This is a genomic window from Streptomyces roseirectus (genome assembly GCF_014489635.1).
GTDB lineage: Bacteria > Actinomycetota > Actinomycetes > Streptomycetales > Streptomycetaceae > Streptomyces > Streptomyces roseirectus.
Window position 1 is genome coordinate 5,278,771 of the sequence record NZ_CP060828.1, and the last position, 13,780, is coordinate 5,292,550.

General features: G+C 70.7%; 13 protein-coding genes. 7 read left to right on the top strand and 6 right to left on the bottom strand.

All coding sequences use genetic code 11. The features are described from left to right. Positions 1-219: 219 nt before the first annotated feature. Both IAG44_RS22375 and IAG44_RS22380 read right to left on the bottom strand, forming a co-directional pair. Positions 220-606, bottom strand: a complete 387-nt coding sequence (locus tag IAG44_RS22375) for a hypothetical protein (protein ID WP_187748843.1) — start codon at positions 604-606, stop codon at positions 220-222. A gap of 29 nt (positions 607-635) precedes the next feature. Continuing rightward, positions 636-4,016: an ALF repeat-containing protein gene (locus IAG44_RS22380; RefSeq protein WP_187748844.1), complete on the bottom strand. Its 3,381-nt coding sequence runs from the start codon at positions 4,014-4,016 to the stop codon at positions 636-638. A gap of 316 nt (positions 4,017-4,332) precedes the next feature. Here IAG44_RS22380 and IAG44_RS22385 point away from each other — a divergent pair, with 316 nt between their 5' ends. From IAG44_RS22385 to IAG44_RS22400, 4 genes are all read left to right on the top strand, one after another. Next, positions 4,333-4,851, top strand: a complete 519-nt coding sequence (locus IAG44_RS22385; RefSeq protein WP_187748845.1) for a hypothetical protein — start codon at positions 4,333-4,335, stop codon at positions 4,849-4,851. 52 nt (positions 4,852-4,903) lie between these two features. After that, entirely contained in the window at positions 4,904-7,108 is a 2,205-nt protein-coding gene (locus tag IAG44_RS22390) for a trypsin-like serine protease (RefSeq protein ID WP_187748846.1), read from the top strand. 164 nt (positions 7,109-7,272) lie between these two features. Next, positions 7,273-7,587 (top strand): hypothetical protein, encoded by a 315-nt coding sequence (locus IAG44_RS22395; RefSeq protein ID WP_187748847.1) that lies wholly within the window; start codon positions 7,273-7,275, stop codon positions 7,585-7,587. Between the two features lie 46 nt (positions 7,588-7,633). Beyond that, positions 7,634-8,485: an isocitrate lyase/PEP mutase family protein gene (locus IAG44_RS22400; protein WP_187748848.1), complete on the top strand. Its 852-nt coding sequence runs from the start codon at positions 7,634-7,636 to the stop codon at positions 8,483-8,485. On the opposite strand, the gene IAG44_RS22405 is transcribed toward IAG44_RS22400, so the two are convergent. Both IAG44_RS22405 and IAG44_RS22410 read right to left on the bottom strand, forming a co-directional pair. Then, positions 8,458-8,856, bottom strand: a complete 399-nt coding sequence (locus IAG44_RS22405; protein WP_187748849.1) for a phosphotransferase — start codon at positions 8,854-8,856, stop codon at positions 8,458-8,460. The two genes, IAG44_RS22400 and IAG44_RS22405, sit on opposite strands and share 28 nt — an antisense overlap. 385 nt (positions 8,857-9,241) lie before the next feature. Further along, on the bottom strand, positions 9,242-10,501 hold the full coding sequence (locus IAG44_RS22410; RefSeq protein ID WP_187748850.1) for an MDR family MFS transporter: 1,260 nt from the start codon (positions 10,499-10,501) through the stop codon (positions 9,242-9,244). Positions 10,502-10,673: 172 nt separating this feature from the next. Here IAG44_RS22410 and IAG44_RS22415 point away from each other — a divergent pair, with 172 nt between their 5' ends. Beyond that, positions 10,674-11,435: a phosphoglyceromutase gene (locus IAG44_RS22415; RefSeq protein WP_187748851.1), complete on the top strand. Its 762-nt coding sequence runs from the start codon at positions 10,674-10,676 to the stop codon at positions 11,433-11,435. Positions 11,436-12,262: 827 nt separating this feature from the next. Here IAG44_RS22415 and IAG44_RS44560 read toward each other — a convergent pair. Next, entirely contained in the window at positions 12,263-12,457 is a 195-nt protein-coding gene (locus IAG44_RS44560) for a PIN domain-containing protein (RefSeq protein ID WP_343075770.1), read from the bottom strand. Positions 12,458-12,487: 30 nt separating this feature from the next. Here IAG44_RS44560 and IAG44_RS42985 point away from each other — a divergent pair, with 30 nt between their 5' ends. Next, complete coding sequence (locus IAG44_RS42985; protein ID WP_223006801.1) at positions 12,488-12,685, top strand: hypothetical protein; 198 nt, start codon at positions 12,488-12,490, stop codon at positions 12,683-12,685. Position 12,686: 1 nt separating this feature from the next. Here IAG44_RS42985 and IAG44_RS22425 read toward each other — a convergent pair whose 3' ends face one another. Beyond that, entirely contained in the window at positions 12,687-12,959 is a 273-nt protein-coding gene (locus IAG44_RS22425; RefSeq protein ID WP_187748852.1) for a hypothetical protein, read from the bottom strand. A 140-nt stretch (positions 12,960-13,099) separates the two neighbouring features. Here IAG44_RS22425 and IAG44_RS22430 point away from each other — a divergent pair, with 140 nt between their 5' ends. Beyond that, positions 13,100-13,777, top strand: a complete 678-nt coding sequence (locus IAG44_RS22430) for a methyltransferase domain-containing protein (protein WP_187748853.1) — start codon at positions 13,100-13,102, stop codon at positions 13,775-13,777. Positions 13,778-13,780: the final 3 nt, after the last annotated feature.

Here is a 13,780-nt window from a genome sequence, read left to right on the forward strand (position 1 = left end):
GGGACCCATGGCCGAATCCCCCAGCACGTCGCCCGACCCCACCCAGGAAACGCCCACCGAGCAGCCCGCCGAGATCAGGAACCTGATGCTGATCGGGGCGTGCGGGTGCGGTTCGGGGTGCGGGTGCGGGTGCCAGTCCGGCAGTCCGTGCCAGTGCGGTTGAGCTGAGCGGAGGGGCCCGGCTCTCGGTGGATGCCGAGGGCCGGGCCCCGCGCGCGTTCAGTGCACCAGGAACGCGACGCCGACGAACGTGGCGACGAACGACGCCATGAACAGGAGCACCTGAGGGGTGGTCGCGTTCTCCATGGGCTCGCCCGCGTCGCGCAGCCGGAACTGGCGTTTGAACCAGGGGTGGTAGACCGCCCGCAGGATCACCAGGCTGAGGCTGATCAGGGTGTAGAAGAACAGCGCCTGCCCGCTGTCCAGGGAGCTGAACGACGCCTGCGCCCACAGGTAGAGCGCCATGCCGCCGGGCACCAGCACGCCGATGACGCGGTGGGCCGGCTTGCGCCGGTCGGCCAGGGTCAGGGACGCCAGGCCCAGGGCCGCGCCCGAGGCGACGGCGAGGATCCACCAGCCGGTCATGGACAGGTGCTCGGTCAGCATGGGTGGATCCTCGCCCTCTCGTGCCGGGATTACCAGGTCAGCAGGCCGACGACCGTGGTCGTCACGTCACCGGCCAGACCGGCGATCTTGCCACCCACCGTGTCGGCGAGCTTCACCGCGTCGTCGGCGTAGTTGAGCCCCACGCGCGCGAGGGACGAGCCGATGCCGAGGCTGATGCCGCCGAGGGCGAACAGGCCGAACGCGGACAGGAACTGCTTGCTCTGCCAGTTCCAGTCGTTGCCCGCGAGCGCGAGGAACGCGCTCGCGCCCTGGAAGACCACGGAGGCGACGCCGACGCCGAAGGCGACCGGGGCCAACGGCGGGAAGAACAGCGAGGCGACGCCGAGGGCGACCGCGCCGCCGCCGGCGATGGTCGACCAGTGGCCGGTGACCGTCGACCACTCCTTGGCGCTGGTGACGTCGTCCGGCCAGATCCCGAGGTCGACGTACCAGGGCTTGTCGCTGTCGGCCGTCTGCGACGGGTTGGTGCCGCCGCTCTCGTAGCCCCGGGCCTTGTCGGCCGCGTCCATGGCCCGCTGCTTGGCCTCGGCGGCGACCTTCGCCGTGTAGATCCGCTGGGCCTCGGAGGAGGCGGCGGCAGCGGCGGCGGCGTCCTTGCCGGCCTGGATGGCGGAGGCGCGGGCGGCGCTCGCGGACGCCTGCGCGGAGGACGCCGAGAGGACGGCCTGGCGCGCGGAGGCGGTGGCCCGGCGCGCCGAGTAGTTCGCCGTGCGGGCCGCCGTACGGGCGACGGCGGCGGCCTGCTGGGCGGTGGCCGCCGAGCGCGCGGCGTCGGCGGCCGACTTGTCCGCCGCGTCCGCGTTGGTCTTGGCCTCGGCGGCGGAGTTCAGCGCGTCGGCGGCGTACCCGTCGGCCTTGTTCTTCCACTCGGTCGCCTCGGCGGCGGCCTGGCGGGCCTCGGCGGCGGCCTTGGAGGCGAGGGCGGCGTCCTGCTGGGCCTTCGCCGCGACCTTCGCGGCGTGCGCGATGGCCGCCCGAATCGCCGCGATGTGCGCGGCGGCGTCCTGGTCGAGGCGGGCCACGTCGTACTGGTCGTGGCTGACGAAGTTGCGCTGCATCCGCGCCGGGCCTTCGAGCACGATCTGCGCGGCCGACTTCATGTACTGCCCGCCGTTGGCCAGCAGCCGGAAGATCTCGACCCGGTCGTCCTCCTTGATCGCCTCCGGGAGGCCGATCTGCAGGAAGCGGTGCAGGGCGACGGCGCTGCCGTCGTCCAGGGCGGCCTGGGCCTTGGCCTTGACGGAGGCGCCCGGGTTGTCGCCGAGGAGGTTGAAGACCAGGACGCGGTTGTCGGCGCGGGCGGCCTCGACGGCGCCGGTCGCCAGGAAGGTGCGGCAGGCGTCCGGGGCGGCGGAGGAGAGCGCGTCGGCGGCGGCCTGGGCGACGGAGGAGCGGGAGATCTCGGCGACGCTGACGACGGTCTCCCGGTCGTCCTGGCCCTCGGCGAGGGCACGGTCGGCGTTGATCCAGTTCAGGACGTCGTACTCGGTGCCGGACAGGGCGTACTCGGCGGCCTGCCGGGTCCAGGAGCCGCCCGAGTCCAGCAGGAGCAGGGCGGCCCGGCGGCCCTTGTCGACGGCCGTGGCGGTGTCCCCGGCGGCGACGGCGGCCTCGGCGGCGGCGACCAGGTCCTTGATCTCGGACGAGGTGCGGTCGGCCTGGGTGCGCTCGCGGTCCACCTTGGCGAGGTCGGCGGCCTCCTCCTTGGCGGCCTGGCGGGCGAGTTCGACGCCGATCGCGGTGTCGGCCTCGATGCGGGCGGTCTCGGCGGCGCGGGCGGCCTTCTCGACCTCCTGGGCCTCCTTGACGGCGTTCGCGGCGGTGTTGGCGGCGTCGACGGCGGCGTTCGCGTACTCCGTGGAGCGCTTGGCGTACTCGACGGCCTGACCGGCGTGCGCGGCGGCGTCGTCGGCCGCGGCTGCCGCCTTCTCGGCGTGCGCGGCGGCGGAGTTGGCGGCGTCGCGGGCCACGGCGGCGGCTGCGGCGGCGCGTCCGGCGAGGGTGGAGGCGGTGTTCGCGGCGGCCGTCGCGCGCGCGGCGGCGGCATTCGCCTCGGCGGCCGCCGCGCGGGCGCGGGCGGCCTGCGCCTGGGCGACGCCGGAGGACGCGGCGGCCTGGGCGGCGGCGTTCGCGGCGGCGGCCGCGTTGTTCGCGGCGGACTTGGCGGCGGCCCCGGCCGAGTCGCACGCGGCGGCTGCCGCCCGCGCCTGGTCGGCGGCCTTCGCGGCGGTCCTGGCCTTGCTCGCCGCGTTGCGGGCGCCCTCGGCGGCCTGCCGGGCGGCGGACGCCTTCGAGGCGTCCTTGGACGCGGCGATCGCGGCGCCGTACGCGCGCGAGGCGGCGCTGCCGGCGGAGGCGGCGGCCGAGGCGGCGGCCTGGGCGGCGGTCGTGGCGCGGCCGGCGGCGGCCTGGGCGACACGGGACGCCGAGATCGCCGTCGCTGCGGCGCTGGCGGCGCCCTTCGCGGCGGACGCGGCGGCGTTGGCGGCGCGGGCCGACTTCGCGACGTCGTCCTTGGCGGCGGCGGCCTCGTCGGCGGCCCGCAGCGCGGCGGCCTTGGCCTTCTCGGCGGCCTCCTTCGCCTTGTCGGAGGCGGCGACGGCCTGCTCGGTCTGCAACTGGGCGCGCTTGCCCTCGCGTTCGACGATCGCGACGAGCTGGTCGATCGTCGCCGACTCCTCGTCACGGGCGCGCGCGATGTACTGACCCGAGATCAGGAACTGGCGGATCGCGGCCGGCGAGCCGTCGTCCAGGGCCCGCTGGGCGTACTTGGCGACCTCGGGGGAGGCGGTGGACAGGATCGAGAAGACGGCGACGCGCTCGTCCTCGGCCTGCGCGGTGAACTGGCCGTCGTCCAGGAAGGTGTGCAGCGCGGTGTCGGTGCCCGTGTCGAGGGCCTTGGTGCCGGCGCGCTTGACCGCCGCGCCGCTGTTGTTCATGACCGTGAGCACCGAGGCGCGCAGGTCGGAGCTGACGGCGGCCGTGTAGCTGCCGTCCAGGAAGGCCGATACCGCGTCATCCCCCGCCGACAACGCCGTATTGGCCGAACTCTGGACCGACCTGCCCGCGTAGGGGAGGGCCGACAGCAGGCCCACGCGGTTGTCCTCCGCACGCCGGGTGGGGAGTTCGGTGGTGAGGAACGCGGTGACCGCGGCCGTGTTGCCGAGCAGCGCCGCAGCGGCGGCCTCGCGGACACCGCGCCCGCCGGTCTTGTACGCCCACACGGCCCTGCCCCGGTCGGTGTCCGGGAGCCCGGTGTCGGCCGGTTCGTCGGCAGCGGCGGCCGGGGTGGCGGTCAGCGTGAGGATCGAGGGGAGGGCCGGTACGGCGGCCACGCCCGCGACGGCGGTGAGGACTCGGCGTCTGCTCCACAAAGAAGAGGGAGGCAAAAGGAATCACCCTTCCGGTGTTTTTGAGTTTTCCGGCATAGGTAAAGCACGCGCCATGATCGAAGTCAATGCCGGGCTCGCATATCGGACGTCGATTGCCGCTTGTTTACCAAACTTGCACAAACGGACCTTCACATTTCTTTGAGCGTGCCGAACGTCACATCCCGTGCTCTGGACAGGGGTTCGGCGTGCGGTCTTGGATGACATCCGCCGTGGGTGCGAGTTCTGACGGGGAGGACTCGTGCGTTTTCGCCGCCTTTTCCATGTCCTCCCCGGGGAACTTGCATTCACCCGGAAACCAAACACGAGGACATTAATGAAGTTGCAAAGAACCATCAGGCGCATCGTGGGCGCCGCCATGGCGGCGGGGGCTGTGGCGTGGCTCGCGATCGGCGCCTCGGCGCACTCCGGAGAGGCCGGCGAGGCGGGCCCCTCGGTCGCCTCCGTGGCCGACGAGGCCCCCGGATACGCGGTCGAGAAGTACGCCTATCCGCAGGCGGACAAGATCCTCGCGGAGAAGAACATCGTCCTGAAGCGCGGCGACGGGCACATCACCCTCGCCGACTGCGCCACGGACACCGGGCAGCTCGAGGTCTGGGCGCACGACAAGGACAAGATCTGCTTCGACGTCAAGGGCACCTCCGGCTGGCTCACCCTGGAGATCCCGGCCGTCTACGGCGTGCGCGGCAACGACTACACCACCCAGGTCGACATGACCGTCGGCACGGAGGAGAAGTCCTTCGACGTCGAGAAGAACACCTGGACCCCGGTCGGGCAGAGCGCGGACGAGCAGGGGCGGGAGCACATGCTCGTGGAGATCAGGAGCTCGAAGTAACCGCACCACCCCTGTACTCCAGTCCTTCTCGAGCTCTGAGGAAACACACGCCATGACACGACCCAGACCCCTCTCCCTGCGCATGACCGCGCTCGCCGCGGGCCTGCTCGCGGGCCCGGTCGCGCTGTGCGCCGCGCCCACCGCGTCGGCCGTCGGCGGCACGCCCGCGACCGGCACCACGTACGGCTACACCGCCCAGATCCTCGTCGGCGACTACGCGCGCGGCTGCTCCGGCGTCCTCGTCGACACCGAGTGGCTGCTCACCGCGGCCAGTTGCTTCGCCGCCGACCCGGCGTCCGCGCTGACCGTGCCCGCGGGCAAGCCCGCGCAGAAGACGGTCGCGACGATCGGCCGCACCGACCTCTCCGGCACCGACGGCGCCGTCCGCGAGGTCGTCGAACTCGTCCCGCGCACCGACCGGGACGTCGTCCTCGCCCGCCTGAACAAGCCCGTCGCCGGGGTCACACCGGCCGTCGTCTCGACCGCCGCGCCCACGGCCGGCGAGCAGCTGACGTACGCCGGGTACGGGCGGACCAAGTCCGAGTGGGTGCCGCTGAAGCTGCACACGGGGACGCTGACGGTTGACTCTGCTGGCAGCGGTACCGCTTCCGTCACCGGTGTCGGCGGTGCCGCCTGCCAGGGTGACTCCGGCGGTCCCGTCGTCCGGGGCGGACAGCTCGTCGGTCTCAACAGCCGCTCCTTCCAAGGCGGTTGCTTCGGTGTCGACGCCGCCGAGACCCGCACCGGCGGGATCGTCGCGCGCGTCGACGACATCGCCGCCTGGGTGACGTCGACCGTCGGCGCGCCGCGCGCCACCGACTTCAACTGCGACGGCGTCGAGGACATCGCGATCGCCGACCCCGGCGCGACCGTCGGCGGGGACGCGGGCGCGGGGTCCGTGCGGATCGTCTACGGCGGGGGCAAGGGCACCGCCGAGATCCAGCAGGACCTCGACTGGGTCAACGGCGGCGCCGAGGCGGGCGACGGCTTCGGCGACGCCCTCGCCACCGTCGACTACAACGCGGACGGCTGCACCGACCTCGTCGTCGGCACGCCCGGGGAAGACCTCGGGGACGCCACCGACGCCGGTATGACCGACCTCCTCTACGGCGCGCCCGGCGGGCTCGGCACCGGGGCCCTGAAGGACGCCAACTACCAGCAGGGCGCCGGGAACGGGTCCATCAAGGCGTCCGCGCCCGAGACCGGGGACCGGATGGGCGACGCCGTGGCCGCCGCCGTCACCAACGCCGGTGAGCCGTACGTCCTCATCGGCAACCCGGGCGAGGCGCTGGCGGGCGCCGCGAAGGCCGGTTCGGTCTTCTACCTCCAGGGCTCGACCAACGTCTCCGTCCACCAGGACAGCCTCGGCGTGCCGGGGGCCATCGAGGCGAACGACGCGTTCGGCAGCACGCTCGCCGCCGGCTCCAACCACTTCGCGGTCGGCGCGCCGAACGAGACGATCGGGGCGGACGCCAACGCGGGCAACCTGGCCGTGTTCAACCCGAACGTCCTCAACGCCGAGAAGCGGCCGACCGCGCTGTTCGGGCTCGACCAGGACCTCGACACCGTCGGCGGCGGCGCCGAGCCCGGGGACCTCTTCGGGAAGGCCCTCGCGATCGTCTCCTACCGGCCGTCCGGGGCCGCCTCCGCGACCGACTCCATCCTCGCGGTGGGCTCGCCCGGGGAAGACCTCGACATCAGCGGCACCAACAGCGTCGACACCGGGGGCGTGCTGACGTTCCGGATCACCCCCGCCGGTACCTACACGCAGCTCAACGGGTACTCCTCCGGGACCGCCGACGACGACGTCTCCGGCACCTCCGAGTCCGGCGACCTCTTCGGGTCCACGCTGACCGCCGTCAACACCGCGCCCAAGGCCGTCAGTTCGGCGGCGACGCTGAAGCTGGCCGTCGGCGTTCCCGGCGAGGCGATCGGCTCCACCGCCAAGGCGGGCGCCGTCCAGACCTTCTCCCTCCTCGGCGCCCCCGGCGCCGCCGACCGCTGGCTCGAAGTCGGCGACGGCGACGGCATCCCCGGCACGCCGGGTGCCAACCAGCAGCTCGGCTCCAGCCTCTGGTACACCGGCACGAACCTCTACGTCGGCCTGCCGTTCGGGCCCTCCACCCACGGCACCCTCTACTCCCTGCCGCTCTCCAACGTGACCGCGGGCGGAACCGTCGCTCCGGCCACGGTCTACCAGCCGGGGGCGGGCGGCCTCCCGGCCACGGGCGACCGCTTCGGCCACGCGGCTCGGTGAGTGAGCCTCCGCTCGTCTTGAGGTAGCTGTGTCGAACGCCCTCGCCCAGGGAATGCCGGGCGGGGGCGTTCGGCGTGTGCGGGTTGGGGCGACGGCTGCGGGGCGGGCTTCTTAAGGACGCCTGGGACGCGATACTGACGTGGACCGACCGACCAGGAGCCCCCATGACCCTGCCCCGCAAAGGCACCCGCCGGATCGTGGTCGCCGGGGTGTCCTACCGATGGCATCTGCGGCGCAGGCCGACGTACGCCCGGGGGCTCCTGTGGACGCCCTGCACGTACGTCGTGGAGCACGCCGATTCCCCGGGCGCGGTGTTGGTGGTGACGACGGGGCGACCGCACCCCGGCAACTGGCTCGGCGCCGAGGCCGTCGGCGTACGGCCGTCCGATGTCGCCGGTGCCGTGGAACGCGCACTGGACCAGGGCTGGGCCCCGACAACTCCGGGAGCGCCCTTCCACCTGCGCATGTCTCAGCCGTGATCGCTTCAAGGGGGCTCTGCCTCAGGGGCGGGAAAGAAAGGGTCACATGGACGCCGAGAAGCATCGACGCGCGCTCGAATTCGTCGAGTCGCACAAGAAGGACGGCTGCTTCCTGTTGCCGAACGCGTGGGATGTCGGTAGCGCACGTCTGTTGGAGTCCGCAGGTTTTCCGGCGATCGCGACGACGAGTGCGGGGATCGCGTTCTCGTTGGGCAGGCCGGATCATGGGTATGGCGGGGGGCGTTTGGGGCGGGCGGCGGTGCTGGGGCGGGTTGGGGAGATGGCGGCCGGGGTTGGGGTGCCGGTGAGTGCGGATCTGGAGGATGGGTACGGGCGGGCGCCTCAAGTTGTCGCGGAGACCGTTGAGTTGGCGTTGGGGGCTGGTGCGGCGGGCGGGAATATCGAGGACTTCACGGGGGACCGGCGCGCCCCGTTGTATGACGCGGCGCTCGCGGTGGACCGCATTCGTGCGGCTCGCGGGGCGATCGACGCGAGTGGTAGGCCGTTCGCGTTGGTCGGGCGGACGGACGTCCTACTCACCGGCGGCACTCTCGATGAGGCGGTGCGTCGGGCGAACGCGTATCTCGGGGCGGGGGCGGACTGCGCGTTCGTGCCGGGTGCGGCGGATGGGGCGACCATCGGTGCGTTGGTGAAGAGGATCGACGGCCCGTTGAACGTCGTGATGGGCCTGACCGGCGGGGAGTTGACGATGGCGGAGCTGCGGGAACTGGGGGTGCGGAGGGTCACGGTGGGCGGCAGTATCGTCCGCGCGATGTACCGGCAACTGGCCGATGCCGCGCGGGAGTTGATGGAACAGGGCACTTTCACCTACGCCGCGAACCAGCTTCCGCAGGACGAGATCAACGCGCTCTACCGGGGCGGGGCCGAGCGCCAGTAACGCGCCCACTCCCCGGCGGCCCGCGCCACCCCCTCGCGTCCGCTTCTCGCGTTCTCCACACGGGAGTTGGCCTCGGAGAACACGCCCACACCGGCGCGCGGCGCCGCAGCCCAGGACGCGAACTGCTCCCGCGCCCAGGCGTCGGCGTCCCGCGCGCCGTGCCCGGCCTCCATGAGGCGGAGGATCAGCAGCGCGGGGTCGATCCACGCGGCCCCGACGGTGGCCTGCGTCCAGTCGACGAGGTGGGCGCGCCCGCCGGTGACGAGGACGTCGTCCGGGGCGAGGTCGGTGTGCAACAGGGTGGTTCCGGCGAGGAGTTGGACGTCGCCGTCGCGGACCCACGCGGCCCAGCGCCGTTCGGCACGACGCAACTCGACGCCGGGGCGGGGCAGTTCTGGAGTTCCCGCAACGCCTGTGCCGCCGGCGGGAGATCGGGGGAGCCGGGGGTGTACGCGGCCGGGCGGCCGTCGATGTGGTCGTACCCGAGGAGGTCCCAACCCCCGGCCCGCACCCGCCACTTGAGGCGGGGGCAGAGGGCCGGGAGCCAGGGGTTGACGGCGGCTTCGCGGTCGTGGAGGTGGACCTGGACGCGGTCGTCCGGAACTCCCTTGATGAACACGGGAGTTGTCGCGGTGAGCGCCAGGACGCCGGACCGCTCCGGGGTCGCGCTCAGGACTGGGCCGGTGTGCCGCTCCACCGCTTCACGGGCGGCGCCGGGAAGGTCGTGCCAGCGGAGGTGGAACACGGATGCTCCCGTCAGACGGACGTCGTCCTGTCACTGCTGTGCCCCGCGTCGGCGGATCGCTCAACTCCCTTGTCCTCCAGGGGCATTCGCCGCATCAGCAGCCAATATCCCACCCCCGCGGCCGTCCCCACCACCGCGCACACCCCCCACAGCCAGTCCGCCCCGAAGTGGTCGATGACGAGGCCGGACATCAGGGGGGCGACGAGGGCGGCGGCGGACCAGGAGAGGGAGTACATGCCCTGGTAGCGGCCACGGCCGTGGGCGGGGGAGAAGCGGACGACGAGGCTGGTCTGGGTGGGGGCGTTGACGATCTCGGCGAGGGTCCAGACGCAGACCGTCAGCGCGAAGACCCCCACGGACCCGGCGAACGCCGTGAGGCCGAAGCCGTACCCCGCGAGGAGCGAGGAGATGACCAACAGGCGCATGGGATCGCGGTGTTCGATGAAGCGGGTGACCGGGATCTGGAGGACGACGATCAGGATGCCGTTCATCGCGATCGCCAACCCGTAGTCGGACGGCGAGAATCCGGCCTCGCCCATCGCCACCGGCAGCCCCACGGAGCCCTGTTGGAAGATCAGCGCGACCAGGAACGACAGCCCGACCAGCGCCATGAACCGCCGGTCGCGGACGACCGTGGCGAGCGAGACGTTCTCCTCGGCCGCCGTCTTCGTCCGAGTCGGCCGGGACTCGGGCAGCTTGACGAAGACGACGATCGCGCAGGCGAACGTCATCCCCGCCTCGATGAGGAACCCGGCGAGGTAGCTGGCCTCGGCGATCAGCCCCGCGGCCATCGAGGAGACCGCGAACCCCAGGTTCAGCGCCCAGTAGTTGAGGGAGAACGCCCGGACCCGGTCCTCCGGGCGCACGATGTCCGCCATCATCGCCTGCACCGCCGGGCGCGAGGCGTTGCTCGCGGCGCCGACGAGGAAGGCGACGGCGGCGATGGCGACCGGATCGGTGACGAAGCCGAGCAGGGCGACCGAGAAGGCCGTCGAGAGCTGGGCGATCAGCAGGGTCGGGCGGCGCCCCAGGCGGTCCGCCATCACCCCGCCCCCGAGGGACGAGACCACGCCGCCGAGGCCGTGCAGCGCCGCGACCAGGCCGGCGTACGAGGCGGAGTAGCCGCGGTCCAGGGTCAGGTACAGGGCCATGAACGTGGCGACGAACGCGCCGAGGCGGTTGACCAGCGTGCTGATCCACAGCCACCAGAACGCGCTGGGGAGACCGGAGACGCTCTCGCGGGTGGCGCGTCTGAGGGAGGCGAGCGACATGCGGGGACCCCTGGTGTAAGTGGTGCGGGCGGTATCCGTACGTTACGAAGGGAGGCGGGGCGGGGGCCACTCGATTAACAGATCCCGTCAATGCGGAGGGATGCGCGATGGATGCGCGGCGGATGCGTGACGGGTGCGCGGCGGTTCAAACCCTTCGATTACGCTCATACGCATGGCCGACGCACCGTACAAGCTGATCCTCCTCCGCCACGGCGAGAGCGAATGGAACGCGAAGAACCTGTTCACCGGCTGGGTGGACGTCAACCTCAACGAGAAGGGCGAGAAGGAGGCGGTCCGCGGTGGCGAGCTCCTGAAGTCCGCCGGTCTCCTGCCCGACGTGGTCCACACGTCGCTCCAGAAGCGCGCCATCCGCACCGCGCAGCTCGCGCTGGAGTCCGCGGACCGGCACTGGATCCCCGTCCACCGCAGCTGGCGTCTCAACGAGCGCCACTACGGTGCCCTCCAGGGCAAGGACAAGGCGCAGACCCTCGCGGAGTTCGGCGAGGAGCAGTTCATGCTGTGGCGCCGGTCCTACGACACCCCGCCGCCCGCCCTTGAGGACGGCACCGAGTTCTCCCAGTCCGGTGACCCCCGCTACGCCTCCATCCCCCCGGAGCTGCGGCCCCGCACGGAGTGCCTCAAGGACGTCGTCGTCCGCATGCTCCCCTACTGGTACGACGGCATCGTCCCCGACCTCCTCGCCGGGCGGACCGTGTTGGTGGCGGCCCACGGCAACTCCCTGCGCGCCCTCGTGAAGCACCTCGACGGGATCTCCGACGCGGACATCGCCGGCCTCAACATCCCCACCGGGATTCCGCTGGCCTACGAGCTGGACGCGTCCTTCAAGCCGCTCAACCCCAGCGGGACGTATCTCGATCCTGCGGCTGCTGCGGCTGCTATTGAGGCGGTCAAGAATCAGGGGAAGAAGAAGTAGGTTTTTGACCACGTCCCCGACCTACGCGTACTGCGTGGGCGGGGACGTTCTTTTCGAGAGTTCCGCGCACACGGTTTCGACTGCCGAGTGAACGATTTAACCTGAGCCTTGATCGAAGACTTCGGGTACCCACGGACATCCTTGTCTGACTTTCTTGGGGTGGTGGATTTTATGCACCTCCTGTATTACTCGACGCCTTATTCTTCTGAAAGTGCTAGGCGTGCCGCTCTAGCGAAATCTTGTATGTGAATGCCCAGGTCGCGCATGCGATCACCTATGTGGGCGTAAACTTCAGGGAGGGGTGCGTAGCGGAAAACGTGTAGATGAAGTTCTAGTGATGCTACGTCGTTGATCCTGATGTCTCTTGGTTTGAAGTGCTCGTCATATACGGCCCTCAGATGGTAGCGTATAATAAGTGCGGGCTGAAGAAATTCTTTGTACGCCTCTTCGCGTGGTCCGACTCTTTCTCTGCGGTGTTCGGCTCGGGCGGCGGCTCTCATTTGACTGTGTGCCAACCAGCTAATGCAGTCACCGAAGCGCCGAGTATTGCAGCCCAACCAGAATCCATGGTGCAAGATTGGACTACTGAAGCCCTTGATGTCAGGTGAATGGACTAAATTCTGCCCCGTGTGACGACTTGCTCTGCTATCGATCTTTGGTGGCGCTCAGTAGGTTGCGATTCGGTCTTGAGCTGATCTTGTGGAGTTAGGTGGCCGTGTGATTGGCGTGCAATCTCTCTCTCGGGAGGGCTGCTCAATTCGAAGGGATGGGTGCGGGCTGTTGGTTCAAGTTCGGCATGTCGCGCAGGACATTCGGGGGTGAGGGTTCTACCCCTCGTACTCCCACGGGTTCAGCAGGGGGGCGCCCGTTCGGGCCAGGTGTTTAGTGTTTCGGCTGACCAGGGTCCAGTCGTTCGCGAGGGCCGTGGCGGCGATCAGGGCGTCGGGCGGGTCGATGGTCGTGCCGGTGTTCTTGAGGTGTTTGTGGAGGGTGAGGTAGGCGAGGGCTTCCCTCTCTCCGATGGGGCGATTCGGTCGCGGTACTCATGGCGGATGCCGTCGAGGACCTGCTGGAAGGCGGATCTGCGGACGGTGTCCGAGGCCGCCGCGACGCCGGCCTCGATTTCTGCGACGGTGATGACGCTCAGGCAGAGCGCGGGGGACGGGACCGAGCGCGCCCAGGCGAGCACCGCGGGGGCAGGCTTCGGGCGGGTGGTGAGTTCGGCGACGACGTTCGTGTCGAGCAGGTAGATCACTCGCCGCCCGCCGCGTCGTCGTAGGATCGCCGGCCGAACTCCAGGCCCTCGAAGGGGGTCGAGAGCAGGTGTTCCAGGAATCCGTCGTTTCCGAGGGTCGCCCAGCGGTGGAGCATGTCCGGCAGGGCGTCGATGTCGGTGTCGGCGAGTTCGGCGTCGAAGTGGGCGACCTGGTGCACGGGGAGGGAATCCCGGATCTCCCGGATCGTCCGCAGCGGGTGACGGGGCTCTTCGGGCCGGTGCGGCGGTGGATTCGGGGCGGTGCTCATGATCGGCTCCTTCGCGACGTGACCCTTGGGCTGGTCCCTCGTCCAGGGTAGGACGGGGGAGATGCGAGAAGGGTTGATCAGTCCGTGAAGTGGCCGAACCCATCCGCTCAGGAAGATCGCCGGACGTATCGTCGGGCCGCATGGACTGGCATGAGTGGCACAACGCCTACGACAACCCCGACTCGTACCTCGCGCGGAGGCTCGTATTGGTGAAGGAGCGGATTCGGGAGGCGTTGGATGCCGCCCCGGAGGGGGAGGTGGGGCTGGTGAGTCTGTGCGCGGGGCAGGGGCGGGATGTGATCGAGGTGGTGGCGGAGCATCCGAGGCGCCGGGATGTGAGGGCGAGGCTGGTCGAACTGGACGCGCGTAACGCCGAGTTCGCCCGGCGGCTGGCGGAGAGGACCGGGCTCGGTGGGGTCGAGGTCGTCGCCGGGGACGCTTCGCTCACCGATCACTACGTCGACGTCGCGCCGGCGGACGTCGTCGTGTTGTGCGGGGTCCTCGGGAACGTCGTCGATGCGGACGTCCGGCGGATCTTCGACTACTGCACGGCGCTCTGCCGCCCCGGCGGGACCTTGGTGTGGACGCGGACGCGGCATTACGACACGTTCGTCGGACCGTGGCTGGAAGAGCGGGAGTTCGAGGCGGTGTGGGTGTCGGGGCCGGAGGTCGAGTACGGGGTGGGGGCGCATCGGTACCGGGGGGACGGGAAGCGGCTAATGACTGGGGAACGCATGTTCGAGTTTGTGGGGTATGACGTATTGCGCAACGCGGACCGCCGATCTCACGTCTGGCAGGGGGAACAGCCAACCCCCTGAAAC